This window comes from Streptomyces lavendofoliae (assembly GCF_014649735.1).
GTDB classification, from domain to species: Bacteria; Actinomycetota; Actinomycetes; order Streptomycetales; family Streptomycetaceae; genus Streptomyces; species Streptomyces lavendofoliae.
Window position 1 is genome coordinate 93,769 of sequence record NZ_BMTP01000015.1, and the last position, 26,823, is coordinate 120,591.

The 26,823-nt window shown below is 73.4% G+C and carries 19 protein-coding genes; 5 read left to right on the forward strand and 14 right to left on the reverse strand.

Going from position 1 to position 26,823, the window contains the following annotated elements:
• Positions 1-192 precede the first annotated feature (192 nt).
• The 4 genes from IE109_RS25840 to IE109_RS25855 all read right to left on the reverse strand — a co-directional run bounded on the left by IE109_RS25840 (position 193) and on the right by IE109_RS25855 (position 6,701).
• The gene (locus IE109_RS25840; protein WP_189553736.1) at positions 193-2,196 is read right to left on the reverse strand and encodes an ABC transporter ATP-binding protein; all 2,004 of its coding nucleotides are present in this window, start codon (positions 2,194-2,196) and stop codon (positions 193-195) included.
• Positions 2,197-2,304: 108 nt separating this feature from the next.
• The gene (locus IE109_RS25845; RefSeq protein WP_189553737.1) at positions 2,305-3,075 is read right to left on the reverse strand and encodes an NUDIX hydrolase; all 771 of its coding nucleotides are present in this window, start codon (positions 3,073-3,075) and stop codon (positions 2,305-2,307) included.
• 118 nt (positions 3,076-3,193) lie between these two features.
• Positions 3,194-5,233, reverse strand: a complete 2,040-nt coding sequence (locus IE109_RS25850) for a glycogen debranching N-terminal domain-containing protein (protein ID WP_189553738.1) — start codon at positions 5,231-5,233, stop codon at positions 3,194-3,196.
• Between the two features lie 115 nt (positions 5,234-5,348).
• Complete coding sequence (locus tag IE109_RS25855) at positions 5,349-6,701, reverse strand: DUF4192 domain-containing protein (protein ID WP_189553739.1); 1,353 nt, start codon at positions 6,699-6,701, stop codon at positions 5,349-5,351.
• Positions 6,702-6,904: 203 nt separating this feature from the next.
• Between IE109_RS25855 and IE109_RS25860 the strand changes: the two genes are divergently transcribed.
• Entirely contained in the window at positions 6,905-9,085 is a 2,181-nt protein-coding gene (locus IE109_RS25860; protein WP_189553740.1) for a RecQ family ATP-dependent DNA helicase, read from the forward strand.
• 217 nt (positions 9,086-9,302) lie between these two features.
• Positions 9,303-9,932: a hypothetical protein gene (locus tag IE109_RS25865; RefSeq protein ID WP_189553741.1), complete on the forward strand. Its 630-nt coding sequence runs from the start codon at positions 9,303-9,305 to the stop codon at positions 9,930-9,932.
• Between the two features lie 495 nt (positions 9,933-10,427).
• On the opposite strand, the gene IE109_RS25870 is transcribed toward IE109_RS25865, so the two are convergent.
• The 6 genes from IE109_RS25870 to IE109_RS25895 form a co-directional block, all read right to left on the reverse strand.
• Entirely contained in the window at positions 10,428-11,072 is a 645-nt protein-coding gene (locus IE109_RS25870; RefSeq protein ID WP_189553742.1) for a hypothetical protein, read from the reverse strand.
• Between the two features lie 128 nt (positions 11,073-11,200).
• On the reverse strand, positions 11,201-11,911 hold the full coding sequence (rnhB, locus tag IE109_RS25875) for a ribonuclease HII (protein WP_189553743.1): 711 nt from the start codon (positions 11,909-11,911) through the stop codon (positions 11,201-11,203).
• Between the two features lie 578 nt (positions 11,912-12,489).
• On the reverse strand, positions 12,490-14,379 hold the full coding sequence (locus tag IE109_RS25880) for a DUF4153 domain-containing protein (protein ID WP_189553802.1): 1,890 nt from the start codon (positions 14,377-14,379) through the stop codon (positions 12,490-12,492).
• A 466-nt stretch (positions 14,380-14,845) separates the two neighbouring features.
• Positions 14,846-15,760 (reverse strand): ADP-ribosylglycohydrolase family protein, encoded by a 915-nt coding sequence (locus IE109_RS25885; RefSeq protein WP_189553744.1) that lies wholly within the window; start codon positions 15,758-15,760, stop codon positions 14,846-14,848.
• A gap of 12 nt (positions 15,761-15,772) precedes the next feature.
• The gene (locus IE109_RS25890; RefSeq protein WP_189553745.1) at positions 15,773-16,432 is read right to left on the reverse strand and encodes a histidine phosphatase family protein; all 660 of its coding nucleotides are present in this window, start codon (positions 16,430-16,432) and stop codon (positions 15,773-15,775) included.
• A gap of 211 nt (positions 16,433-16,643) precedes the next feature.
• Positions 16,644-17,249, reverse strand: a complete 606-nt coding sequence (locus IE109_RS25895; RefSeq protein WP_189553746.1) for a YdbC family protein — start codon at positions 17,247-17,249, stop codon at positions 16,644-16,646.
• 119 nt (positions 17,250-17,368) lie between these two features.
• Here IE109_RS25895 and IE109_RS25900 point away from each other — a divergent pair, with 119 nt between their 5' ends.
• Together IE109_RS25900 and IE109_RS25905 are read left to right on the forward strand one after the other, a co-directional pair.
• Positions 17,369-18,328 (forward strand): DUF1152 domain-containing protein, encoded by a 960-nt coding sequence (locus tag IE109_RS25900; protein ID WP_189553747.1) that lies wholly within the window; start codon positions 17,369-17,371, stop codon positions 18,326-18,328.
• Positions 18,329-18,402: 74 nt separating this feature from the next.
• Positions 18,403-18,933 carry a TerD family protein gene (locus IE109_RS25905; RefSeq protein WP_189553748.1) on the forward strand — a complete coding sequence of 177 codons (531 nt, stop codon included), beginning with the start codon at positions 18,403-18,405 and terminating at the stop codon, positions 18,931-18,933.
• Between the two features lie 163 nt (positions 18,934-19,096).
• Here IE109_RS25905 and IE109_RS25910 read toward each other — a convergent pair whose 3' ends face one another.
• Together IE109_RS25910 and nrdR are read right to left on the reverse strand one after the other, a co-directional pair.
• The gene (locus IE109_RS25910) at positions 19,097-22,003 is read right to left on the reverse strand and encodes a vitamin B12-dependent ribonucleotide reductase (protein WP_189553749.1); all 2,907 of its coding nucleotides are present in this window, start codon (positions 22,001-22,003) and stop codon (positions 19,097-19,099) included.
• Between the two features lie 154 nt (positions 22,004-22,157).
• Positions 22,158-22,670, reverse strand: coding sequence for a transcriptional regulator NrdR (gene nrdR / locus IE109_RS25915; RefSeq protein ID WP_189553750.1), 513 nt, complete (start codon positions 22,668-22,670; stop codon positions 22,158-22,160).
• A 676-nt stretch (positions 22,671-23,346) separates the two neighbouring features.
• Between nrdR and lexA the strand changes: the two genes are divergently transcribed.
• Positions 23,347-24,132 (forward strand): transcriptional repressor LexA, encoded by a 786-nt coding sequence (gene lexA, locus IE109_RS25920; RefSeq protein ID WP_189553751.1) that lies wholly within the window; start codon positions 23,347-23,349, stop codon positions 24,130-24,132.
• Between the two features lie 93 nt (positions 24,133-24,225).
• Here the strand turns inward: lexA and IE109_RS25925 are convergent, their stop codons facing one another.
• Together IE109_RS25925 and IE109_RS25930 are read right to left on the reverse strand one after the other, a co-directional pair.
• Positions 24,226-24,780, reverse strand: coding sequence for a GNAT family N-acetyltransferase (locus IE109_RS25925; protein WP_189553752.1), 555 nt, complete (start codon positions 24,778-24,780; stop codon positions 24,226-24,228).
• Positions 24,781-24,837: 57 nt separating this feature from the next.
• Entirely contained in the window at positions 24,838-26,817 is a 1,980-nt protein-coding gene (locus IE109_RS25930) for an ATP-dependent DNA helicase (protein ID WP_189553753.1), read from the reverse strand.
• Positions 26,818-26,823: the final 6 nt, after the last annotated feature.

The following is a 26,823-nucleotide window of genomic DNA, read 5'->3' on the forward strand; positions in this document are numbered from 1 at the left end:
CATCCTTTGTCGGCGTCGTTTCCACGGCCCTTGAGGTCTTTGGTGAAAAGCACACGAAAGGGTGATCGGCGCTCGCTCTCCAATTGACGCCTTATCGGAAGGAACCGGGCAATTTTCAAGTGAGTTGTGACTGTTTGCCGCGCCGTGGTCACCGCTCGGTCACCGCCCGGTCACCCTCGGCCGCACAACGGCTCACCAACGGGCCCGGCGGCGCAGTCCGGTGAACAGATAAGCGCACGTGAGAGCCGTCACCGACAACACCAGTGCGGTGCCCACCGGTTGCGCGACCACCCGCGCCACGGCCAGGAGCCAGCCGTCCGCCTCAAAGGGCCACTGCGTCCAGGACAGTTCGCGCAGCCGGGCGGGGAGCCCCGTGAGCGAACGCGCTGACGGCCCCTCCAGCGCCTTCCGCACCAGCGGCGCGACGACAACCGGCACGGCGAGCACGGCGGCGACTCCCGCCAGGGTCGCCCGGAAGACCCCGGCCGCCAGCAGACCCGCCCAGGCGCAGCCGACCGACAGACCGGCCCAACCGGCACAGAGCCCCGGCCAGTTCCCCGGCACGGGGATCGCCTCACCACCGTAGAGGAGGCGGAGCACCGCCAGGTCGGCCAGCGGGACCAGGAGGGCGAGCAGCACGGCGGTGACGGCGGTGACGGCGAGCTTGGCGAGGAGCAGGCCCAGCCGGCGCGGAACGGTGCCCGCGCCGCCGGTGGCGAGGACCGGATAGCGGTACTCGTCGCCGAACGACAGCGCGCCCAGCAGGCCGGCCGCCAGGACGGCGGGCGGCAGCGGGAGGAGGGCGGGCCAGGCGGCCAGCAGGGCGGGCGGAGGGGTACTGCCGGAGCGGGCGAGGAACGCGGTGAGGACGGCGGACGTGACGAGGGCGGCGGCGGCGATCGCGCGGGCGGTGGGCACCCCGAGCAGGCGGCACAGCTCGTACCGGATCGGGCGGAGGGGGCTGCGGACGGTCCGCACGGCGAGCGGTGGCGGCAACGGGTGGGGCGGCTGGTGGGCCTGGGTCTGCGGGCCCGGCCGCGGGAGCGGGAAGCCCTGTGGGTGCGGCTGCTGCGGGGAGCGTTGCGGGTCGGGGCGCGGGACCGTGGCCGTCGGGCGGGGCGCCGGTGGGGGCACGGGAGCGGGCGCGGGGGCGGTGCCGTCGGCGGGCGCGGGGACGGTGCCGGGGGCGGTGCCGTCGGCGGGCGCGGGGGCGGTGCCGGGGGCGGGAGCGGTGCCGGGGGCGGGGACGGGGGCGGTGCCGTCGGCGGAAGCGGGGACGGTGCCGGGGGCGGGGGCGGTGCCGGGGGCGGGGGCCGCTTCCGGGGCGGCGTCGCCGATCTCGTCGGCGAGTCGGTGCAGGAGGACGCCGTGCCGGAAGGCGGTCTCCCCGATCTCGGCGCAGTCACTGCCGTAGACGCACAGCCGGTTGCCCCCCTCGGCGACCACTTCGACGGAGCGCTGTGCGGCACGCGCCTCCCGGCTGACCAAGGCGGCGAGTCGGGCGGCATGCGGTGTGCGGACGGCGACGCGGGGCCGCAGCCGGGTGCGGGCGAAGACGGCGGCTTCCTGGTCGGCGACCAGCCTGCCCCCGCTGATGGTGACGACGTGGTCAGCCGTGCGGGCGGCCTCCTTGGGGTCGTCGGTCGTGTAGAGCACGGTGCCGCCGTGGTCGGCGTGCGCCCGCAGCAGGCCGAACAGCCAGCTGTTCTCGCGGGGCGAGAGGCCGGTGGCCGGCGCGTCGAGAAGGAGGGTGTGCGGGTCACCCAACAGGGCCGCCGCGAGGCCGAGTCGGCGTTCCATGCCGAGGGAGAGGGTGCCGAGCCGCTCGTCGCGCAGCCCTGTGAGGCCGACGATGTCGAGCATGGCGTCGGCGCGGGAGGCGGGCACACCCGCGGCGGCGCACAGCATGCGCAGCTGGCCGCGGCAGGTCCGCGCGGGGTGGCCGGGCACGTCACCGAGGAGCACCCCGACCTCGCGGGCGGGGTGGGCGATGCGGTGGAGGGGACGACCGCGGAAGTAGGTGACCCCGCGCCCCGGTTCGAGTTCGAGCATCATGCGCAGGGCCGTGGTCTTGCCCGAACCGGCGGCACCGAGCAGTGCGGTGACACCGCCGGGCCGGGCCTCGAAGGTCAGATCGTCCACGGCGGGCGGACGGTCGCGGCGGGGGGTGCTGGTCAGTCCGATTGCCTGGAGCATCGCTTCTCCCGCGGTAGAGGAAACCGCTCGGCGGCAGGGCGGGTACCGCAGCAAGATAACGCGATATTTCGGACTTTTGGTGCAGGGTTGGCGGTTGGCCGCCGGGTGTCAGACCTCGGGGCGCAGCATCGGGGGGTTGAGCAGGGTCGCTCCTCCGGCCCGGAAGAGCTGGGCGGGCCGGCCTCCCTGACGTGTCGTCGTGCCGCCCGAGGGGACCAGGAAACCTGGTGTACCCGTCACCTTGCGATGGAAGTTGCGGGGGTCGAGGGCGACTCCCCACACCGCCTCGTAGACCCGGCGCAGCTCGCCGACCGTGAACTCGGGCGGGCAGAAGGCCGTGGCCAGCGACGAGTACTCGATCTTGGACCGGGCGCGTTCGACACCGTCGGCGAGGATGCGGGCGTGGTCGAAGGCGAGCGGCGCGGGCTGCTCGCCCTCGCGGCCGGGCCCGCCCTCCTGGTCGAGCAGCTCGTCGACGGGCGCCCAGCGGGCGCTGTTGGCGTCGCCGCCCGCGCGGGGCGCGGGAAGGTCGGGGGCGAGCACCAGGTGGGCGACGCTGACGACCCGCATACGGGGGTCCCGCCCGGGATCCCCGTAGGTGGCGAGCTGTTCGAGGTGGGCGCCGTTGCCCGCCTCGGGCAGCGGGGTGCCCGGATCGTGGGCGCACAGGCCCGTCTCCTCGACCAGCTCGCGGGCCGCCGCCGCGCCCAGGTCCTCGTCCGGCCGCACGAATCCGCCCGGCAGTGCCCAGCGCCCCTGGAACGGCGGCTCCCCACGGCGTACGACCAGTGCGCACAGGGCGTGGCGGCGAACCGTGAGCACCACCAGGTCGACGGTCACGGCGAAGGGCGGAAAGGCCGACGGGTCGTAGGGCGACATGCCGCGATCATAGTCGTCTTCCTGACGATAAACACCTCCTCCGGCGTCCTCCGCGGTGACGTCCCGCTCGGTGCCGGCAGGCCCCGGCCCGGGTCCCGCCCGTGCGGCGCGCACCGGGTCACACGCCCAGCTGAAGACCGGCGGCGGCCTCCTCGACCATGCCCAGCCCCAGCCTGCTGACCCGTACGGCGAAGGGGGCCCCCGCCACGCACAGTCCGGCCAGCCGGACCTCTCCCAGCGGGGCACCGCGCATGGGGTGCAGCGCCACCGTGTGCGCCGGAACGTCGGGGCGGACCCCCGCCACGGTGGTGAGCAGATGGATACCGGCGGCCGACGCCACGGCGGCGGGGCGGCAGGCGGCGGGGTGGGGGACGGGCTCGCTGCCGGTCGTCCGCTGGTCGCCCGCGTACATCTCGGGCAGCCGGTGGTCGAACGCCTCGGCGGCGTCGAACAGACCGCACAGCAGGGACGTCGCCTCCCTTTCGTAGCCCGCGGCGGCGAGGCCGGCGACGGCGACGGCCGTCTCGTGGACCCGGACCGCCCCCGAGCGGTGCCCGAACGGGTTGTGCGCCGGTTCCCTGGCACCGAGGCTGCGCAGACCCCAGCCGGTGTCCATGGCGGGGCTTCCGAGCAGCCGGGCCAGCTGCTCGGTCTGCACTGCGTCGAGCAGGCCGTCGGCGAACCGGCCGCCGCCCAGGAGGCCGGTGTCCAGGAGGTGCGCGGCACCCCCACCCAGGTAGGGCAACGGGCGGCCGGCGGGTGTGCGGGCGGCGGCGGGACGGCCACCGGTGTGGTCGTCGACCCAGAACCGCTCCCGGAACACCTCCCGCAGGGCGCGGGCCCAGTCGCGCCAGTGGTCCGCTCCGGGGCGCCCGCACGCCTCCAGGAGGTCGGCGCCGAGGACGGCGGCCCGGTGGGCGTGGGCCTGCGTCTCGGCGCGCTGGAGCCCGGCGGGGCCGGGTTCGCGCAGCAGGCCGCCCTCTCCGGCGGCGGCGCGCAGCCAGTGGAGGCACCGCTCGGCGGCGGGGAGCAGTTCCGCCAGGTCCTGCTCGGGCAGGCCCCAGCGCCGGGCCTCGGCCAGCACCACGGGGAAGGCGAGTGTCGCCTCGGTGCCCGTGCAGCTGGGCGGCAGGTGGGGGCCGGTGTCGCGCAGCGGCCCGGGGATGCGGCCGGCGGCCGGACCGGGGCCGGGGAGCATGGCGCGGGCGAGGGTGCGCAGTGTGCCGGCGGCGAGCCGGGTCCCGAGCGGGAGGGCCATCCGGGCGGCCCACAGCGCCTCCGCGGGGGCCGGACCGCAGCGCCACGGCACGCCTGCCGCCGCGTGGAGGTCGGTGGGATGGGCGGGATCGCGGACCAGCAGGGCCCGAAGATCGTCGAGGCCCGTGCGCAGGAGCCTGTCGACGCGCGGATCGTCACCTTCGGCGCGGGCCTCGCTGAGGGTGCGCCCGTGGGTCCGGCCGGCGGGGCGGGCGGTACGGGCGGCGAGGACCCGCACGTCGATGGCGATGGTGCGGGCGGCACCGGGGCGGAGCTCCAGCTCCCAGCGCAGGAGCCCGGTGGAGGCCAGGGTGTCCTTGGGCGGCGGGTCGGCGGTGACGGTCGCGTGCCCACCGTCGGGCGCCGACCAGCGCAGGCCCGAGTCGTACACCGTGGCGCGCGGTTCGGGCGGGGTCCGGCCGGACGCGACGGCGGCCAGGTCGGCGAGGTCGCCGCCCAGGGAGATCTCGACGGGCAGCCGGAGGGTGCGCCCCAGCGAGCTGCGGAAGGTGATCCGTTCGCTTCCGTCCGCGTCCCGGAGGCGTTCGACGGTGACGCCCGGGTCGGGGCCGGGGTCGTCCGGAGTGCGGACCACCGCGAGGAACCGGGCGCGGCCGGCGGAGAGGAGCCGGCCCTGCACGGTGACCGGGTCCCGCCCCGCCACCCGCAGGTGGCAGCGGGAGAGGACTCGGCGGCCCGCGTGGTAGACGCCTTCGAGTCCTTGGCCGGTGAGCTGGCCGTGTCGCGCGGAGACGGCGAAGGAGGGCAGGGCGACGCAGACGAGGGCGTCGTGTGCGGTCGGGAGTTCCCCGGTGCCCCCGGGAGCCGGGGGCGCCGGTCCCGCGCCCGTCGGCCGTCGGAACGGCGGGGCGGTGGGCCTGGAGGAGACGGTGAGGTCCATGGGTGGTGTGCTGAGCCTTCTGTGCGCTCCGGACAGCCGCTGGAGGTACGACGGCACGGGTCGGGCGACTCCGCCACTGAGGGGAACGGCGTCACCCGCGTCATGGTCACGGCCGTCACCGTCCGCTCCTGCTGCCGCGCCCTCCGCTCCGACGGGCCGCGCCGGTACGGGCGCGGGCCACGGCGCCTTCCGGCCCGGCAGAGCCGGGCCGGAAGGCCGAGGCGCCCCTCCCGGTGGCCGACCGCGCCGTCCGGCGCCGCGTGCGGCGGCCCGTCGGACGCGCGCCGGGCACCCCCCGCCCCCGGGACCCCGCCCGAGCGCCGGCGGCGGCCCGCGCGTCGCGTTCGTCCCGGAGGCAGCGGCGGAGCGACTCCGGGTCCAGTCCCTCGTTGCACGCCTGGTGCAGCAGCCGGGCGAACACGTACTCGGGGTCGGCCTCCAGCGCGAGACCCAGCGCCACCCGGGCACCGGGCTCGTCACCGGTCGACCAGGAGACCCAGCCGGCGAGCGTCAGCGGCGCGGCGGAGTGCTCGGCGTAGGCCCCCACGCATCGGCGGGCCAGTGCGCGCCAGAGGCGCAGGGCGGGAGCCGCCTCGGGGCCCTCCATCCACTCCGCCGCCCGGTCCCGGGTCTCCCGGTCCTGCAACCCGAGAACGACCGCGGCTGCCTCGTCATGGCTGATCAGCGCGTCGTCCTGGACATCGGCCCGTGCCGGTTCCATGATCCGCGGGGCCTCCGCCAGCCGCCGCACGAGCTGCTCCGCCAGCCGGATCGTCTCGCCGCGCACGGTCCCCCGTCCGGCCGCGTCGAGGATCCGGGGCACCAGGGAGGCGCCTGCGCGGTCGAGTGCCCGCAGTTGGTCGGCCGCTCCCGGCCCCTCCGACGGCCATGGCCGCAGCCGCTCCTCCATGTCCCGCAGCGAACCGCGCACCTGGATCCCGGCGTACGCGGCTGCTGCGGCCATCACCGACGTACCGGCCAGGGCCAGCGGATTGCCCTCCGGCGGGCAGCAGCGGCTGTCGGGACAGCAGTAGGACCAGAAGCGGCCGTCGGAGACGCAGAGCGCTTCGTACACCGGCACATCGAGCGTGCCGCAGGCCGTCCGCAGGCGCTGGGCGAGCGGACGCAGTCGCTCCATGACCCCCCGGCCGGTCTCGCCCTCCGCCGGGTCCTGGCACAGGAAGACGACGATGCCGTCGGGCCGCGCGCCGCGCCGCTCGCAGCCCTCGACCAGGCACTCGGCGAGCTGCTCGGCGACGGGCGGCCACTCCCGCGGCGAGCGCGGGATACCGAGCCTCAGCCGGCCGCCGAAGCGGCCGCGGTCGCCGTGGAGCGCGACCATCACGATCGAGTCGGTCGGGTGGTAACCCATCATGTACGGCAGCGCGTCCGCCAGTTCGGCGGGGCCGCGCAGGGTGATCTGCTGCTGGTCGTCGGTGGGTCCGGTGGTGTCGCGGTGCTTGCTCATGGCCACGACGGTCCCGCGGACGACGCCGGCCGTCGACCCCTGTGGATAACCGTGGAGCGGCGGCGTCCGGCGTCGTCCACAGGCACGCTCGCCCACTCGCGGCGGGAGCCGCCGGCTGGTATACGGGACCCGGCGCGAGTGTGCGGAACCGCCACCCGGCCGCTGGTTGGCCGGTTGTCGGACCCGTGCTGTTGCATGGAGGCATGGAGCACACGAGCAACGCAGGAACCAGCACCCTTCGCGCAGCCGCCGACGCCGTGCTCGCCCGTCTCGTCGGGGACGGCAGCGGTACGGCGCGGCTGCGGGAGGACCAGTGGCGTGCGATCGAGGCGCTGGTCGCCGAGAAGCGGCGGGCGCTGGTCGTGCAGCGCACCGGCTGGGGCAAGTCGGCCGTGTACTTCGTGGCGACCTCGCTGCTGCGCGAGCGGGGCAGCGGTCCGACGGTGATCGTCTCGCCGCTGCTGGCGCTCATGCGCAACCAGGTGGAGGCTGCGGCGCGGGCCGGCATCCGGGCCCGGACGATCAACTCGTCGAACAGCGAGGAGTGGGAGACCATCCAGCAGGAGGTGACCGACGGCACGGTGGACGTGCTGCTCGTGAGTCCTGAACGGCTCAACAACCCGGACTTCCGCGACCAGGTCCTGCCCCGGCTCGCCGCGGCCACCGGCCTGCTGGTGGTCGACGAGGCGCACTGCATCTCCGACTGGGGTCACGACTTCCGGCCGGACTACCGGCGGCTGCGCACCATGCTCGCCGAGCTGCCGCCCGGGGTTCCCGTGCTGGCCACCACCGCCACGGCCAACGCCCGGGTGACCGCGGACGTCGCGGACCAGCTGGGCACGGGGGCGGGCACGGACGCGCTGGTCCTGCGCGGCCCGCTGGACCGGGAGAGCCTGAGCCTCGGGGTGCTCCGGCTGCCGGACGCGGCCCACCGCCTGGCCTGGCTGGCCGACCACCTCGGCGAGCTTCCCGGCTCGGGGATCATCTACACGCTCACGGTGGCCGCCGCCGAGGAGGTCACCGCTCATCTGCGCCAGTGCGGCCACACCGTGGCCTCGTACACCGGCCGCACCGAGAACGCGGACCGTCAGCAGGCCGAGGAGGACCTGCTGGCCAACCGGGTCAAGGCGCTGGTGGCCACCTCGGCGCTCGGCATGGGCTTCGACAAGCCGGACCTCGGCTTCGTCGTGCACCTGGGTTCCCCCTCCTCCCCCATCGCCTACTACCAGCAGGTGGGCCGCGCGGGGCGCGGGGTGGAGCACGCGGAGGTGCTGCTCCTGCCGGGCAAGGAGGACGAGGCGATCTGGCAGTACTTCGCCTCGGTGGCCTTCCCTCCGGAGGAGCAGGTGCGCCGCACCATCGACGTCCTGGCGCACTCCGACCGGCCGCTGTCCCTGCCCGCCCTGGAGCCGCTGGTCGAACTGCGCCGCACCCGCCTGGAGACGATGCTCAAGGTCCTCGACGTGGACGGTGCGGTGCGCCGGGTGAAGGGCGGCTGGACCGCCACCGGGCAGCCCTGGTCGTACGACTCCGAGCGGTACGCGTGGGTGGCGCGGCAGCGGGAAGCCGAGCAGCAGGCGATGCGTGAATACGCGTCGGCGACCACGTGCCGTATGGAGTTCCTCCGGCGGCAGCTGGACGACGAGGAGGCGGCACCGTGCGGACGCTGCGACAACTGCGCGGGGCCCCGGTTCGACGCGAAGGTGTCGGCCGCGGCTCTGGACGCCGCGCGCGGTGAGCTGGGCCGTCCCGGTGTGGAGGTCGAACCGCGCAAGATATGGCCGACCGGGCTGCCGGCCGCCGGGGTGGACCTCAAGGGCCGGATCCCCGCCGGAGAGCAGTCCTGGCCGGGGCGTGCGCTGGGACGGCTCTCCGACATCGGCTGGGGCAACCGGCTGCGGCCGATGCTGGCGCCGGGGGCCCCGGACGGCCCCGTGCCGGACGACGTGGTGGACGCCGTGGTGCGCGTTCTGGCCGACTGGGCCAAGGGGCCCGGCGGTTGGGCGTCCGGGGCCCCGGACGCGCCGCCCCGCCCGGCGGGGGTCGTCACGGTCGCCTCGCACAGCAGGCCCCGGCTGGTGGGCTCGCTGGGGCGGCGGATCGCCGAGGTGGGCAGAATGCCGCTGCTGGGCTCCGTCGAGTACGTGCCGGAGGCCGCGGACGCCCGCATCTCCCGGACCAACAGCGCGCAGCGGGTCCTGGGCCTGCACCGGGTTCTGGCCGTTCCGCCCGCGCTCGCCGAGGAGTTGGCCTCGGCCGGCGGTCCCGTACTGCTGGTGGACGACCTCTCGGACAGCGGCTGGACGCTCGCCGTCGCCGCACGGCTGCTGCGACGAGCCGGGGCGGAGGGCGTGTTTCCGCTGGTCCTCGCCGTTCAGGGATGACAGGACGAGTCATCCCCGGGTCGATGGGGAAGGATATGAGTGTCATACCAACCCATACCAGGCAGCGGCGTCAATTGCTCGTTGCCGCTTGCCCGTTCCGCCAGCAAGAATTGGAATCCGCTCCCCGCACGGCCCGTTCGCGGTCCGGAAGGGCTGTGCCGGTGCGCCCCTCACTCGACCCTGCCCGCACTGTGGGCGCGTATGCGAAGGGAGGACCGTGACCTTCGGATTCGCTTCGTCCGCAGCCACCTCGATCAGCACGCCCGCCGACCCCGCCAGCCGCCTGGCCCGCATGCTCGAACCCGCCGAGTGGGCAGCGGCCGGCATCCCGCTGCTGCGCAATCCGCGCGAGGTCGTCAGCGGCCTTCACACCCGCCACCGTCCGACGCCCACCACGGCTGTCGTCGCCGTCCTCGACCACGAGGACCGGCTGGCCGCCAGCGCCTCCTTCACGCGCCGCGCCGTGCCCGCGGACGGCTGGGAGTTCCGCAACGCGCTGCTGGCGCACCTCCGCAGGGTCATCCCGCACGACCTGCGGCGCCGCACCCCGGTACGCACCGCCGTCCTGCTGTACTGCCGTGACGGGGACGAGCGGTGGACGGAGGAGGACGGCGCCTGGATGTGGGGGCTGCGGGACGCCTGCACCCTGCACGGGCTGCGCTGCGGGGCGTACATCACGCTGACCCGCGGCGGCTGGCAGGTGCTGGGCGAGGGCCGCGGCGGGCGGCGCCCGCACCTGGCGTCGCCTCCCGGCGACCTGGCCGACGCCTCGGCGGACGAGATACTGCCGGCCCCGCGCACCGCGAGCGGCGCGGCGGAACCCTTGCGTCGCACCGCGGCCCGCTGACACGCCGGGGCCGGCTACCGCGCCAGGGCCCGCCGGACCGGCCGTGACCGGCGCCGGGGCCGCTGCGCCGCACCGCGGCCGGTCACGGTGACGCCGGGCCGGACGCGGCGACAGGGGTGCACCGGGCCGGGGTCGGCAGCGGCGGCCGGCAGGATCCCTGCGGCCGACGTCCGGCGGTCCGGAGCGGGACGCGCTCGCGAAGATCGCCGAGATCCCCAAAAGCAGACCGGGTCCTCGCCGAGCGGATGCACGCGGTCAGCCCGCGCACCGCCGGTTCGGCCGACCCGGTCCGTCCGGGGGTCATCACGCGAACCGCCTCCCGCGCGCGCCCCGGCCCGGACATGACGCGACGTCAGGCACGGGGCGGGGTGCGGGGGAGGCGGGGTCGCGGCAGGCGCGCAGGGGGCGCCCGGGTGCGGCGCCGCACGGTCGGTGCGCGGGGCCCGTGGGCACGGGCCCCGCGCACCGACCGTGCGTACCGCTACCCGGTACGGCTCAGACGCCGGCGCCGAGCACCTGGTTGATCCGCTGCGGGTCACCGCACACGATCAGCAGCGCGCTCGCCCGGGTCATGGCCGCCGGGAGGACGCGGGCCAGCGTGTCGTCGCCGCCGTTGACCGCGACGACCACCACCGGCCGGGCCGACGCGCGCTCCACGGCGGCCGCGTCCGCGAAGAACACGTCGTCGCGGGCGTCGTGCTGGGCCCAGTAGGCCGCGTCGCCGAAGGACAGCTCGTGGGCCGCCCACGGGTGCTGGTCGCCGGTGGTCAGGACCAGGATGTCGCCCGGCGCCCGGCCGGTCTCGAGCAGCAGGTCGACCGCCTCTTCGGCGGCGTCGAGCGCGCCGTCCACGGGGGCGGGGATCAGCTGGATCTGTGGCTGGGCCGACGACGGGGGCCTCGGCGCGGAACGATTCTCCGGCTGTGGGGTCGGGGGCTGCGCCGCACCGGTGTGCTGGCGCGGCGACGCCGGAGGCGTGGGCCTGGCCGGTCCGGGGCCCGGACGGCCGGGACGCGGTGAGGCCGCGTTACGCGGACCGGGTACGGGTCGGGGGGTCGGCGCGGGGCGGCCGGCGGCCGGAGCGGCGCGGTGACCCTGGGCACTCTCGTGAATCTGAGGCTCCTCGGGGATGAGAGGCATAACGGGATGTCTATCAAACACCGGTGCGAGTGGCACCAGCGGGTGGCACATACATGCGATGCGTACGGAAAATGCCCGTACGCGACGCCCATCTGTGGTCTGTTGTGCGGCGGGACGACGCCGGATGTTCAGAAATCGAAGCCGAGTTGGCCCCCGCTTTCCAGTGCGGCCGCCTCCGCGGAGACGCGGACTTTCTTGAGGTGCCGCCACTGGGGCAGCGCGTCGAGGTACGACCAGCTCAACCGGTGGTGGGGCGTCGGGCCCCACTCCCGGAGCGCCGCCTTGTGCACGGGCGACGGGTACCCGGCGTTGTCGCCGAACCCGAAGACGGCGCACTCGGCGGATTGCGACTCCAGTTCGGCCATCATCGCGTCCCGGCGCACCTTGGCGATCACCGAGGCGGCGGCGACCGCGACACAGGACTGGTCGCCCTTGATCACGGTACGGACCTGCCAGGGACGGCCCAGGTAGTCGTGCTTGCCGTCCAGGATCACCGCGTCGGGGCGCACGGGGAGGGCGTCCAGCGCCCGTACGGCGGCCAGCCGCAGCGCGGCGGTCATCCCCAGCTCGTCGATCTCCTCCGGAGAGGCGTGCCCGAGAGCGTGCGACGTGACCCACTTCTCCAGCTCCTGGGCCAGTTCGGCCCGGCGCTTGGGGCCGATGAGCTTGGAATCGGTCAGTCCGGCGGGTGGCCGGCGGAGTCCGGTGACGGCGGCGCAGACCGTGACGGGACCGGCCCACGCTCCGCGTCCGACCTCGTCGACTCCGGCGATGATCCTGGCGCCGGTGGTCGCCCTGAGCGAGCGCTCGACAGTGTGGGTGGGTGGTTCGTACGGCATGGCGCCAGACAGGTTACGCCGCCCGACCCCGCCCGCGATACCCGGATTGCGTTCCTCCCGCGCCGCGGCCCGCCGAGGAGCGGCCGGTGACCGGCCGGTGACCGGCCGACGGTGCGGCGAGCACCTTCTCCCGACGACGGGAGCGGAATCCCCGCCACGACGGGCGCTCCTCGAACCCCACCATCGCACCCTTCGCTGATGCACATAGCGGAAGGAAAGCGTCCACCGAGTCGACGCCGCGCCGATGATCCATGACCTCACCGTAAAGACCGCACAGTCGAGCCGACTGCCAGGCATACGACCTCTCGGGGCAAGCCGAACCGGGTTTAGGAGGCGCCGGGTCGTCGTCGGCCAGTCGCATTCGCGAATGCCTCAAAAGTGCACGAAGGCAGGGTGGGAAGCACACGGCACCGCATATCCGGAGGCACCGGACGGAGGTCGTCGCACGCCGCCGTGACCCGGTTCCCGGCCACGTCCCGCCTCGCCCGGTTTCACCTCGCCTCGGAGCGAAGTGCGCACGGCCACGGTCGGCTTGGCGGTCCGCCCCCGTACCGGACGGGGACGGACCTCGGTGGCCGCTAGTAGTCGTGGCGGTCGTACTCGTCGGCCCCGTCGCCGTACGGGTCGCGCTCCGGCGTGCAGGCGTAGCCCGTGTAGGACACGGCACGCCGGTCGAGGATCTCGCGGGCGCGCGCCTCGGCCAGGCCGACCGCGTACCAGGGCGGCCTGTCCTCGAACAGGTCGCCCGCGATGATGCGGAGGGCGCACGACCGCAGGGGCTCGGGAAGCCGGTCGAGGGCGGGCACGGCGTCGGCCGACAGGCCGTCCAGATAGCTGATGTCGATCTTGCCGGTCGTCTCGTAGCGCTGCACGTTCCGCTCCGCGACGAGACCGTCCGGCGACGCCAGCCCGAAGGCGAGGACACCGGCCGCCGCGCTCGCGGCGACGGCACGCGGGAGCTGTGACCGGCGTACACCCATGACACCGGCCACCATGATCAGTACGAGGACGACACCGAGCCACAGCTCCATGGCGGCCACCGAGACCCGCAGCCGCGTGAGGCCGTACGCGTCGACGTACAGGTCCATCCGCCGCAGCGCGGACGCCACCACCACCAGCGTGAGCAGGCAGAGGACGCCCAGCACCGAACGGACCAGCGTGCGGTCGCGGGCGCCGCCTCGGGGAGCCCAGCGCAGGGCCAGGCCGATGACGGCGATGGTGAGCAGGGTGGCACAGAGGAGTTGCCAGAAACCCTGGCGCGCGTACTCGGCGTAGGTGAGCCCGGTCTGGCTCAGCACCTTCTCGTACCCGCCGAACAGCACGGTCAGCTGCACGGCGTTGAAGGCCGCGAAGAGCAGGTCCAGCACGATGAGCGGAAGCGCCCACTCCAGGCGGGCGCGCGGACGCCCCGGCCGGGCCTCCAGACGGTCCCACCGCAGCGGTGCGGCGGCCGCACGGGCGGCGGCGAGGGCACCCAGCAACCCGAGGACGAACAACAGGAAGCGCCAGGGGCCCTCGGTGACCGGCACGTCCGGGACGAGCGAGCCGAGCAGGTCGGCGAAGGCGGCGTCGGCGCCCGCGAAGAGCGCGCCGAAAACGACCAGCAGGCCCACGGCCACCGCGATCGTACGCACCATGGGTCCCAGGCGCCCCGGAGCGCCACCGGCCCGCTCCCGCAGCCCGCGCCATGCCCAGAGCAGGCCGGGCACGATCGAGTCGAACAGGCCGAAGGGGCTGAAGAGGATGCCCCGCCACTTGCGGCTCCCGTGCAGGGCGAGCGAGCCGAGCCCCAGGGCGGAGACGACGGCGAGGAAGGTGGGCCAGCCGGCGTCGCGCAGGGCGGGTACGGCGAGCAGGGCAAGGCCGCCGAGCCCCCAGACCAGGGTCCAGGGCCGGACCCGGCGCCCCGCCGCCACCGCGGCGAAGTAGGCCGTGAGACTCGCCGGCAGGGCGACCAGCAGCAGGTTGACGCCGACTCCGTCACCGAGCAGGAGTGCGCTGAGGACCGCGGTGGCCAGGGCCGACCAGAGGACGGCGGCCGGTACGGGGCCGGGTGGGCGGGGGCGTATGCGCGTCAGCCAGATGTCGATCGGTGGCGGCGTGGGGGGTCGGTACCCCGGCTGCGCCGTGGCCGGCCACCCGGGTACGGGGGCGGGTGCGGGCCCGGACGCGGCTCCCGCACGCGCGCGGGCGTCGGCGGTGGTCGCCGTGGGGGCGGAGGTGGCTGCCGAAGGCGTCGTGGCTTTCGCGGGCGCTGTGGTCGCCGGGGCGCGCGTGCCTGGTGCGGCCGGTGCGGTAGGGGTGTCTGGCGCGGTCGGTGCGGTGGGCGTGGAGGCCGGGCCGGGCCCGGTGGCCGGTGAAGCCGGGCCCGGTGTGGCCGCCGGTGAGGCCGGGGCCGGTGTGGCCGCCGGGACCGGAGCCGCCGGAGCCGCCGGACTCGCCGAGGCCCCGGAGGGCGGTGAGGCGATGGGGGTCGCCGAGGCGGCCTGGGCCTCCGACGGACGCGGGTCCTTCGGTGATCCCGAGCCGTCCGGTGCCCGCTCGGGCGGCTGAGGGTCCCCGGACGGCTGAGGCTCCCCCTGCGGCTGCCGCGCGGGCGACGGCGACCCGGCCCCCGTCGGTCCCGGCGACCCCTGGGACGACGGCGACGGCGATTGCGGCGCCGGCGGTGGCGAAGGTGTTTCGGACGGCGTGTCTGGCACGGGACCCCCTCCCGACCGGGGCCCGCACACCTCGGAGCGGCAGTGCCGTACGGCCCCGGCGTCTGGTCAGCGCGCACTTGTCATGATCAAAGCGGCGGCGTGGCCGAAAGGGTAGCCGGGAAAGGGCCCTGATCCCGGTCGGCCTCCGCGCTGTGGCAGGACCGTGACACTGGTGCCGAACGGCCCGCACGCCGCCGTGTCGTCGTCGCCCTCGTCGACGTCGCCCTCGTGGTCAGCGGCCGCCCGGCCCGGCGGGCAACCACGCGGGCAGGGCCTCCGTGCGGTCGAGCCACGCGGCGGGCGGTGCCCCGGCCGCCGTCGCGGCCACCACGCCGCCGGCGATGGCGCATGTCGTGTCGACGTCCCCGCCCACCTGCGCGGTGGTCCAGAAGGCCCGCTCGAAGTCGCCGAGGGCACGGGCGGCGGACCACAGCGCGAACGGCACGGTGTCGTGCGCGCTCGTACGCCGGCCGCTGCCGAGCACCGCGGCGACCGTCACCGCGTCGTCGTAGTCGAGCATGTCGCGGGCGCGGCGCAGTCCGGCACCCACCGCGCTGCGCGGCACCAGCGCGACGACGCCGTCGAGCAGGTCCTCCGGCTTGGGCGGCCCCGCCGGATTGGCCGCCAGGGCGGCGGCGGCCGCGACCGCCATGCAGCCCACGACCGCCTCGCGGTGCTGATGGGTGGTGTACGAGGAGATCTCGGCCTGGTGCGTCGCCTGCTCCGGATCGTCGGCGTACCAGGCGCCGAGCGGGGCGATGCGCATGGCGGCGCCGTTGCCCCAGGAGCCCTGCCCCTTGAACAGGCCGGCGGCCAGTTCCCGCCAGTCGCCGCCCTCCCGGATCAGCCGCAGCATGCGGTTGACCGCGGGCCCGTAGCCCCGGTCGAAGTCGTGGTGGCGGGCGAACGACAGGGCGAGGGCGTCCTGGTCGACGCGGCCGTGCCCGGCGAGGACGGCCAGCACCGAGCAGGCCATCTCCGTGTCGTCGGTCCACTGCCAGGGCTCGGGCGGCAGCTCGCGCCGCTTCAGCAACGGATAGTTGGCGGGTACGAAGAACTGGGAGCCCAGGGCGTCTCCCACGGCCAGCCCGCGCAGGCTGGCCAGGGCGCGTTCGAAGCGCCGCTCGGAGGAGGAATCAGCGGTCATCGCCCTGCCACTCTATCCGGTGGTGCCGTACGGTTCGGGGGCTCGCCAGCGCTCGAACGGCCGGTCAAGGGCGTACCGCCCGTCCTCGCCGAGCAGCAGCATCCGGGTTTCGCCGTTGCGCGGGTTGGTCAGCGACTCGAAGTCGTCGACCGTCCAGTGGAACCAGCGCATGCAGAACAGCCTCATCGTCAGGCCGTGCGTGACCAGCAGGACGTTCGGCGGGTGGTCGGGCGCCTCGAAACTGCGGTGGAGGCTCTCCAGGAACGCACCGACCCGGTCGTACACGTCCGCCCCCGACTCGCCCTGCGCGAACCGGTAGAAGAAGTGCCCGTACGCGTCCCGGTACGCCTTCTGGAGCCGGACGTCGTTCCGGTCCTGCCAGTTCCCCCAGTCCTGCTCGCGCAGCCGGGGCTCCTCCCGGACCCGTACGAGCGCCGGGTCCAGCCCGAACAGCTGGTACGTCTCATGGGTGCGGCGGTACGGCGAGATGTAGACGCTCACCCGTTCGCCCCCGAACAGGGCCCGCAGCCGCTCGCCCGTCTCCTCGGCCTGGCGCCGTCCCCGGTCTGTGAGGGCCAGCGCGTGATCGGGCTCGCGTTCGTACACGGTGTCGTCGGCGTTGCCCTCCGATTCGCCGTGTCGTACGAGAACGATGCGCCGCGGTCGTGCCATGCCCCCGACCCTAGATCGCCCGCTCCGGCGTGGCCCCACCGGCCCGGTGTCAGGGCTCCATCCGGCGTACCCGCGGGCCCGCGGTGCGCCCACGGCGGACGCGGCGGCCCGGCGACCCGCGGCCCGGCACGCCCGCGCCCAGACGACCCGCGGCCCGGCGACCCGCGCGACCCGGACCGGTCACGCCGCTTCCGGGACCGGGCGGCCGGCCTCAGACCGTCCACGCGGCTTCGAGGTCCACGACGTCCCCCGTCAGCGCCGCCACGTCCGCCTCGATCTGCGCGCGCAGCGCCAGCCGCTCCACCCGCTCCGTGCGGTACTTTCCGTGCTCGGCCGCCGACCGCCACATCGACAGGACCAGGAACTCGTTGCCCGGCGCCTCCCCGAACAGCCCGCGCAGCATGCCCGGCGAACCGGCCATCGCCGGGTTCCACACCTTCTCCTGCATCAGCGCGTAGTGATCGACCCGGTCCTCGCGGATCCTGCTGTGCGCGACCCGGACGACGTCGGCGTCCGTGAAGCGGGGCTCGAAACCGGTCTTCACGTCGAAGCGGTGATCGAACAGCTTGACCTGCGTGTCCTTGAACGTGCCGGACTGCGCCGTCGCCAGCCGGTCGTGCGAGCGCGCCATGAAGGAGTCGTAGAAGGGCCGGCTCTCCCAGAAGGAGAAGACATGGGCGACCCCGGGCCGGGTCCGGCTCCAGCCGCCCCCCTGCCCCCGGAAGCCCGGCTCACCCAGCAGCCCCGCCCACTTCCGCTGCCCCCGCTCGAACCCACGACGGTCCACCACGGTGCAGCGAATCCACTTGACCAGCACCGCGCCATCGTACGGCGCCGGGCCCCGCCCCGGTCCCGGTCTCGCCCACCGCGCCCCCATCGGCCGGCGTCCGTCGCAAAACATCCGCCCCGGATCGATCACCCCGGCACAATGTTCGGGTGACCGCACTGCACCTCAACCCGCTCTTCGCGCGCCTCGAATCCGCCGAGCGCGTCCTCGTCGCGGGCGCCGGGGGCGGCTTCGACGTCTACGCCGGGCTCCCGCTGGCCCTGTCGCTGCGCCACCAGGGCAAGGAGGTCCACCTCGCCAACCTGGCGTTCAGCTCCATCGAGGGCCTCCCCCTCGACTCCTGGCTCGCCCCGGACGTCGCGGTCGTCACCCCCGATTCGGCACCGCACCAGACGTACTTCCCGGAGCGCACCCTCGCCCAGTGGCTCGCGCTCCACCACCTGCCCAGCACCGTGCACGCCCTGGCCCGCGTCGGGGTCCAGCCGCTGCGCGCGGCGTACCGGGCGCTCGTCGAGCACTACGCCATCGACGCGGTCGTCCTGGTCGACGGCGGGACCGACATCCTGATGCGGGGCGACGAATCCGGGCTCGGTACCCCGGAGGAGGACCTGACCAGCGTCGCCGCGCTCGCCGGCCTGGAGGTGCCGGAGCGGCTCGTCGCCTCGATCGGCTTCGGGGTCGACACGTACCACGGTGTCAGCCACGGCCTGGTTCTGGAGAACATCGCCGCCCTGGAGCGGGACGGCGCCTATCTGGGGGCCTTCTCCGTTCCGCGCGCCACCCGTGAGGGTGCCGCCTTCCTGGACGCGGTCGCCCACGCCCGAAGTCGTACGCCCGAGTTCCCGAGCATCGTCAACGGCTCCATAGCCGCCGCCGTGGAGGGCTCTTTCGGGGACGTGCAGTTCACGTCCCGCACCCGGGGCAGTGAACTGTTCGTCAACCCGCTCATGGGCATCTACTTCGTCTTCGAGCTGGAGGGCGTGGCCCGGCGCTGCCTGTATCTGGACCGCATCGAGGACACGCATCTCATCCGCCAGGTCGGCAGTCGTATCGAGGCCTTCCGGGACGAGCTGCCCCGGCAGCGTCCCGCACGCCGGATCCCGCACTGAGCCCGCGTGACACCATGGGCAAGCAGCCGTGTGGGACGGGCAGTTGACCAGCCCGTACGAGAGAGGGGTATCGCGTGAGCAGTGCCAACAAGGGGGTCGGCAAGGTCGAGGTGACACTCAAGTGGGATCCGAGCCCGTCCGGCTCCCCCGATCGAGACCTCGACATCATCGCCGCCGTCTACCGGGCCGAGGAGCCCCAAGGCGCGCCCGCCTACCTGGTGCACTTCGGCAGCCGTTCCCCGGACGGGACCATCACCCTCCAGAGGGAGAGCCGCACCGGGCAGGGCTTCGGATTCGACGAGGCCATGACGCTGGAGCTGAACCGCCTGTCCCCCGCCTACGCGCGTGTGATGGTGGGCGTGGCCATACAGCAGGGCGGCGGCCGTACGACGTTCGGCGAGATCGCCAACGCCCTGGTCGTGGTGAAGGAGGGCTACCGGGAGCTCGACCGGTACGACTTCGCCGACCTCGGTGACGCCACCGCGGTGACGGTCGTGGAGTTCCTCCGGGACAGTACGGGGGGCTGGGGCTGGCGCCGCGCCGTCCGGGGCTTCGACGCCGACCCGCAGTCGTTCACCGGCCTGATGGGGTCGGGACCTGCCTGATGGGCTCGGGACCTGCCTGATGGCGTCGGGCCGGCCCGATCCTGCGGCCGGCGGGACGCGTCGGAGCGGAACGGGAGGACCGGATGTCCCGGTCCTCCCGTTCCGCTCGTTCGACGGGCGCGCGGGCCGTCAGCCGTGAGCCGTCAGCCGTCGCCGCCGGCCGTCAGCTGCAGCCGCTGGTGGAGCCGCAGCCCTCGCAGATGTAGCAGGAACCGGCCCGCTGCATCTTCGTGCCGCACGAGAAGCACAGGGGCGCGTCCGCGCTGATCCCCAGCTGCATCTCAACCAGCTCCGCCGAGGTGTGCGCCTGCTTCGGGGCGGGTACCTCCGCCTCCGCCTTCACCGGAGCGGCGGCCGCGACGGCCTTCGGGGCCTCCTGCTGGAGCGGGGCGGACTGGGCCAGACCCTCGACGTCCACGTCGACATCGTCGACGGACTGCTCGTACGAACCGGTCTCCAGGTGGCGCTGGCGCTCCTCGGCCGAGTGGATGCCGAGCGCCGAGCGGGTCTCGAAGGGCAGGAAGTCCAGCGCCAGGCGGCGGAAGATGTAGTCGACGATCGACTGCGCCATCCGCACGTCCGGGTCGTCCGTCATGCCGGCCGGCTCGAAGCGCATGTTGGTGAACTTCGAGACGTACGTCTCCAGCGGCACGCCGTACTGGAGGCCCACGGAGACGGCGATGGAGAAGGCGTCCATCATGCCCGCGAGCGTCGAACCCTGCTTCGACATCTTCAGGAAGACCTCGCCGAGACCGTCGTCCGGGTAGGAGTTGGCGGTCATGTAGCCCTCGGCGCCGCCGACCGTGAAGGAGGTGGTGATGCCGGGACGGCCCTTGGGGAGGCGCTTGCGGACGGGACGGTACTCGACGACCTTCTCGACCGCCGCGCGGATCGTCTCCTCCGCCTTCTCGGTGACCTCGGCCTTCTCCTGCTCCTTCTTCTTCGCGGAGAGGGGCTGGCCGACCTTACAGTTGTCGCGGTAGATGGCGAGCGCCTTGACGCCCATCTTCCACGCCTCGAAGTAGACCTCCTCGACGTCCTCGACGGTGGCCGTCTCGGGGAGGTTGACCGTCTTGGAGAGCGCGCCGGAGATCCAGGGCTGGATCGCGGCCATCATCCGGACATGGCCCATCGCGGAGATGGAGCGCTCGCCCATGGCGCAGTCGAAGACCTCGTAGTGCTCCTGCTTGAGGCCGGGCGCGTCGATCACATTGCCGTGCTCGGCGATGTGGGCGACGATCGCCTCGATCTGCTCCTCCTGGTAGCCGAGGCGGCGCAGCGCCTGCGGCACGGTGCCGTTGACGATCTGCATGGAGCCGCCGCCGACCAGCTTCTTGAACTTGACCAGCGCGAGGTCCGGCTCCAGGCCGGTGGTGTCGCAGGACATCGCCAGGCCGATGGTGCCGGTCGGGGCGATGACGGACGCCTGGGCGTTGCGGAAGCCGTTCTTCTCGCCGAGGCGGATCACGTCCTGCCAGGCCTCCGTGGCGGCGGCCCAGATCGGGGTGTCCAGGTCGTCCATGCGGACGGCCGTGGCGTTGGCATCGGCGTGCTGCCTCATGACGCGCTTGTGCGGCTCGGCGTTGAGGGCGTAGCCGTCGTACGGACCGACGACCGCGGCCAGCTCGGCGGAGCGCCGGTAGGAGGTGCCGGTCATCAGCGAGGTGATGGCGCCGGCGAGCGCGCGGCCGCCGTCGGAGTCGTACGCGTGGCCCGTCGCCATGAGGAGGGCGCCCAGGTTGGCGTAGCCGATGCCCAGCTGACGGAAGGCGCGGGTGTTCTCGCCGATCTTCTGGGTCGGGAAGTCCGCGAAGCAGATCGAGATGTCCATCGCGGTGATGACCAGCTCGACGACCTTGGCGAAGCGCTCGGATTCGAACGACTGGTTGCCCTTGCCGTCGTCCTTGAGGAACTTCATCAGGTTCAGCGAGGCGAGGTTGCACGAGGTGTTGTCCAGGTGCATGTACTCGCTGCACGGGTTCGAGCCGTTGATGCGGCCGGACTCCGGGCACGTGTGCCAGCGGTTGATCGTGTCGTCGTACTGGATGCCCGGGTCGGCGCAGGCCCAGGCGGCCTCGGCCATCTTGCGGAAGAGCGTCTTGGCCTCGACCTCCTCGATGACCTCGCCGGTCATACGGGCGCGCAGGCCGAACTTGCCACCGGACTCCACGGCCTTCATGAACTCGTCGTTCACGCGGACGGAGTTGTTGGCGTTCTGGTACTGGACGGACGTGATGTCGTCGCCGCCCAGGTCCATGTCGAAGCCCGCGTCGCGCAGGGCGCGGATCTTCTCCTCCTCCTTGACCTTGGTCTCGATGAAGTCCTCGATGTCGGGGTGGTCGACGTCGAGGATGACCATCTTGGCGGCGCGGCGGGTGGCGCCACCCGACTTGATCGTTCCGGCGGAGGCGTCGGCACCGCGCATGAAGGAGACCGGGCCGGAGGCGTTGCCGCCGGAGGAGAGCAGCTCCTTGGAGGAGCGGATACGGGAGAGGTTCAGGCCGGCGCCGGAGCCGCCCTTGAAGATCATGCCCTCTTCCTTGTACCAGTCGAGGATCGACTCCATGGAGTCGTCGACGGACAGGATGAAGCAGGCGGAGACCTGCTGGGGCTGCGGCGTGCCGACGTTGAACCACACCGGGGAGTTGAAGCTGAAGATCTGGTGCAGGAGGGCGTAGGCCAGTTCGTGCTCGAAGATCTCGGCGTCGGCGGGCGAGGCGAAGTAGTTGTAGTCCTCACCGGCCTTGCGGTACGTCTTCACGATCCGGTCGATCAGCTGCTTGAGACCGGTCTCGCGCTGCGGGGTGCCGACGGCCCCGCGGAAGTACTTGCTGGTGACGATGTTGACCGCGTTCACCGACCAGAAGTCGGGGAACTCGACGCCACGCTGCTCGAAGTTGACCGAGCCGTCGCGCCAGTTGGTCATGACGACGTCACGACGCTCCCACACGACCTCGTCGTACGGATGCACGCCGGGAGTGGTGTGGATGCGCTCGATACGCAGCCCCTTGTTCACCTTGGTTCCCTTGGTACGGGACCCTCGCGCCGGGCCGCTCGCCGTCTCTGTCATGCCGCCTCCCATATACGGGCAAAAACACCCTGAAGTGCCCAGATCTTCCCAAGGCACGTTTTCTGTCTGTTGTCCCGGGCACCACGCACAGCACCCGTGACACGTCTATGTGCCGCTCAGCGGCTGACCGCCGGCCCCACGCCGGGCCGGACGATCAGTCGGCGGCGGTCGCGGGAACGGGGACCCCGGGGGTCACGCCGGTCCCGCCGTCCTGCGCGGGGGGCCGCTGGTCGCGGAGCTCCGCGATGGCGGCCTCGAAATCCTCGAGCGAGTCGAAGGCCCGGTACACGGACGCGAAGCGCAGGTACGCGACGAGGTCGAGTTCCTGCAGTGGTCCGAGTATGGCGAGCCCGACGTCGTGTGTGGTCAGCTCCGCGCTGCCGGTGGCGCGCACCGCCTCCTCGACCCGCTGGCCGAGCTTGGCGAGGGCGTCCTCGGTGACCGGCCGCCCCTGGCACGCCTTGCGCACTCCGGAAATGACCTTGGAGCGACTGAAGGGCTCGGTGACCCCGCTGCGCTTGATCACCATGAGCGACGCGGTCTCCACCGTGGTGAAGCGGCGGGAGCAGTCGGGGCACTGGCGGCGGCGGCGGATGGCCGTCCCGTCGTCGGTGGTGCGACTGTCGACGACACGACTGTCGGGGTGCCTGCAGAAGGGGCAGTGCATCTCCCAACCCTCCTTACACAGCACGACTGAATAGCCTCGTCAGGGCCGGTGTCGACCCCTCGAAGCAGCCACAAGCATAGGCGATGGCCACGCCCCCGAAAGACCCGGGGACCACAACTTGTGGGTGGCCGGGCCAATCCAACCACTAGATCTGGGGTCGAGCCGTCTTTTCGACACACAGCGCGTGTCGCGCGTCGCGGCATCGGGGATCGCCTCAGAGCCTACGGGAGGGACGCGGCGCGGCGGATCGCGGGGGGCCCGCGGCGGGCGTCCGGGACGGGTCGGAGACCGCCCGGGATCCCCTCCCGCCGGTCGCCCCGGGGGCGCCCCGCGCCGGCCGCGCGGGGCGCCGCGGAGCCCTCCGGCGAGGCCCCGGCGGACCTTCCGGCGGGGATGTCGGCGGGCTTTTCCGCGGGGGGCCGACCGGCTCCCGCAGGGGGTGCCGGCGGGCTTACCCGCAGGGGTGCCGGTGGGCGCGGGGGGCGGTGCCGTTACCGTGGTGCCACGGCACGACGGCCGGGACCGGCCGGAAACAGTCGGTCGGTGATCGCACATACACCTCAGCTCACGCACATGTAAGCCAATCTACGATTTTTCACTCGAACGTGTGTTTGGCGCAACCTTTCGAAAGCAACTACCGTTGTCCAGCTAGGGAGACCATTCGAGAGGGGCCGACGTGACCACCACCGCAGACAGTGCCACCATCACTGCCCAGGACCGCTCCCAGAGCCGACTCGAGCCGGTGCATGCCATGAATGAATCGACCACGAACGCGGAGGGGCCCAAGCCCACGCGCTCCCTGCCCGGGCGACCTCCAGGCATCAGGGCGGACAGCTCCGGCCTCACCGACCGGCAGCGGCGGGTCATCGAGGTCATCCGGGACTCGGTGCAGCGGCGCGGTTACCCGCCGTCGATGCGGGAGATCGGCCAGGCGGTGGGACTGTCCAGCACCTCGTCGGTCGCCCATCAGCTGATGGCGCTGGAGCGGAAGGGCTTCCTTCGCAGGGACCCGCACCGGCCCAGGGCCTACGAGGTCCGGGGCTCCGACCAGCCGAGCACCCAGCCCACCGACACCACCGGCAAGCCCGCCGCGTCGTACGTCCCACTGGTCGGCCGTATCGCCGCCGGTGGCCCCATCCTCGCCGAGGAGTCGGTGGAGGACGTGTTCCCCCTCCCCCGCCAGCTGGTCGGTGACGGAGAGCTGTTCGTGCTGAAGGTCGTCGGTGACTCCATGATCGAGGCCGCCATCTGCGACGGGGACTGGGTGACCGTGCGTCGCCAGCCGGTCGCGGAGAACGGTGACATCGTGGCGGCGATGCTGGACGGCGAAGCCACGGTCAAGCGCTTCAAGCGCGAGGACGGCCACGTCTGGCTGCTCCCGCACAACGCGGCCTACCAGCCGATCCCTGGCGACGAGGCGACGATCCTCGGCAAGGTGGTGGCCGTACTGCGGCGCGTATGACACCGCGCGCCGGCTCCGACCGGGCCCCGGGACCCACTGCGCCGGTCCCGGGGCCCTACTTCCGCGCAGGCCACCCGGCCCGGGGCCGCCGGCTCAGCCGGACGGCGTGGCCCGGGACGGGGACCACACGCCGAACCACTGCTCGCCACCGTACTCCTCGAACCGCTCCACCTGGGTGAACCCCAGCTTCGCCGCGAGACGCATGGCGCGCTCGTTGTCGACCCGGGTGCAGAGCACCACCGGCTCACCGGGAAGGGTGTCGGCGAACCAGCGGAGAGCCGCCGCGCACGCCTCGGCGGCGTACCCGCGTCCCCACGCCTCCGGCAGGAACAGATAGCCGAGCTCGGCCTCCCCACCACCCGGGCGGACGTGACCCGGCCGCTCCGCGTCGCGCCGATCCAGGGTGATCATGCCGATCATCGCTTCCCCGAGCTCGACCACGAAAAGGCCGGGACGCCGCCCGGGCACCTCGGGAACCACGCGTTCGAGCTCATCGCACGGCCGGGGGCCACCGATGTAGGCGCCCACCTCCGGCGAGGCGAACAGATCGATGAACGCCGCCCGGTCCCGCGCCTCGGACGCGCGGAGCACGAGCCGTTCCGTACCTGCCGGGGCCGGTGGCCAGTCGGCGGGTCCGAGCCCGGCCATCGCGGACAACCTCACACACCTCCGGGAAAACGATCTCAACGATCTCGAGGAGCAGGGCTAGGCATCGGCGGCCTTCGCGGCGGCGTCGATCGCGGCGAGGGACCGCCGCACCTGGTTGCGGTCGGTGGTGTACCAGAAGTCGGGCAGCGAGGCGCGCAGGTAGCTGCCGTACCGGGCATTGGCCAGACGCGGATCCAGCACGGCCACCACCCCGCGGTCGCCCGTGGCACGGACCAGCCGGCCCGCCCCCTGGGCCATCAGCAGCGCCGCGTGCGTCGCGGCGACGGCCATGAAGCCGTTCCCACCCGCCTCCTCCACAGCCTTCTGGCGGGCGCTCATCAGGGGGTCGTCGGGCCGGGGGAACGGGATGCGGTCCATCACCACCAGCTGGCAGCTCGGCCCGGGAACGTCCACGCCCTGCCACAGCGACAGCGTGCCGAACAGGCAGGTCTCCGCGTCGCCGGCGAAGTTCTTGATCAGTTCGCCCAGGGTGTCCTCGCCCTGGAGGAGGATCGGCTTGTCGAGCCTGCCCCGCAGCTCCTCCGCGGCGGCCTGGGCCGCCCGCATGGAGGAGAACAGGCCGAGCGTACGGCCGCCGGCGGCTTCGACCAGCTCGGCCAGCTCGTCCATCATGTCGCCGCGACCGCCCTCCCGGCCCGGAGTGTTCAGGTGCCGGGCGACGTACAGGATCCCCTGCCTGGGGTAGTCGAAGGGCGAACCGACGTCGAGGCCCTTCCACACCGGTACGTCCTCGTCCTCCGTGCCTACGGTGCCCTCGGGGGGCAGGCCGAGCGAGGCCCCGACCCCGTTGAAGTCGCCGCCGAGCTTCAGCGTGGCGGAGGTCAGGACGACCGACCGCTCAGCGAACAGCTTCTCGCGCAGCAGACCGGAGACGGACAGCGGCGCCACGCGCAGGGACGCGCCGAACCGGTCGTGCCGCTCGTACCAGACGACGTCGTACTCGGAGCCCTGCGTGATCCGCTCGGCGACGTCGTGCACGTTCTCCACGGAGGCCATGGCCTGCTTGCGGACCGCGTCCTCGTCCTGGACCGACTTGTCACGCGTCGAGCCGAGCGCCGAGATGACCGCGCGCGCCGCGTCCCGCAGCGCCATCAGCGCGTACCCGAGGTCCTCCGGGATCTCCTCCAGCCGGCCGGGCAGGGCCAGCTCCATCAGCCGCTCGAACCCCTCGGCGGCCGTCTGGAGCTGATCGGCGACCTTCTCGTCGACCAGCTTGGCCGCCCGGCGCACCGCGCGGTTGACCTGGCCCGGCGTGAGCTCACCGGTGGCGACACCGGTCACCCGGGAGACCAGCTCGTGCGCCTCGTCGACGATCAGCACCTCGTGCTGCGGCAGCACCGGTGCGCCCTCGATGGCGTCGATGGCGAGCAGCGCGTGGTTGGTGACGACCACGTCGGCGAGCTTGGCGCGCTCCCGGGCGGCCTCGGCGAAGCACTCCGCGCCGTACGCGCACTTCGACGCGCCCAGGCACTCGCGGGAGGTGACGGACACCTGCGCCCAGGCGCGGTCGGACACACCGGGCGTCAGGTCGTCCCGGTCCCCGGTCTCCGTGTCATCGGACCAGTCGCGCAGGCGCAGCAGGTCCTGGCCGAGCTTGCTGGTGGGCGCGGCCGCCTCGAAGGGGTCGAAGAGGCCGTCCTCCTCCTCCTGCGGGACTCCCTCGTGGAGCCGGTGCAGGCACAGGTAGTTCGACCGGCCCTTGAGCATGGCGAACTCCGGGCGCCGGCGCAGCTGCGGATGGAGCGCGTCCACCGTGCGCGGCAGGTCACGCTCGACCAGCTGCCGCTGGAGGGCGAGCGTCGCGGTGGCGACCACGACCCGGTCCCCGTGCGCCAGCGCGGGCACCAGGTAGCCCAACGACTTTCCGGTGCCGGTGCCGGCCTGCACCAGGAGGTGGGAGCCGTCGTCGATGGCCTGCGCCACGGCCTCGGCCATGGTGACCTGGCCTGGCCGTTCCACACCGCCGACGGCGGCGACGGCGGCGTGGAGGAGCTCGGGGAGGGATGGCTTCGTCATAGCCCG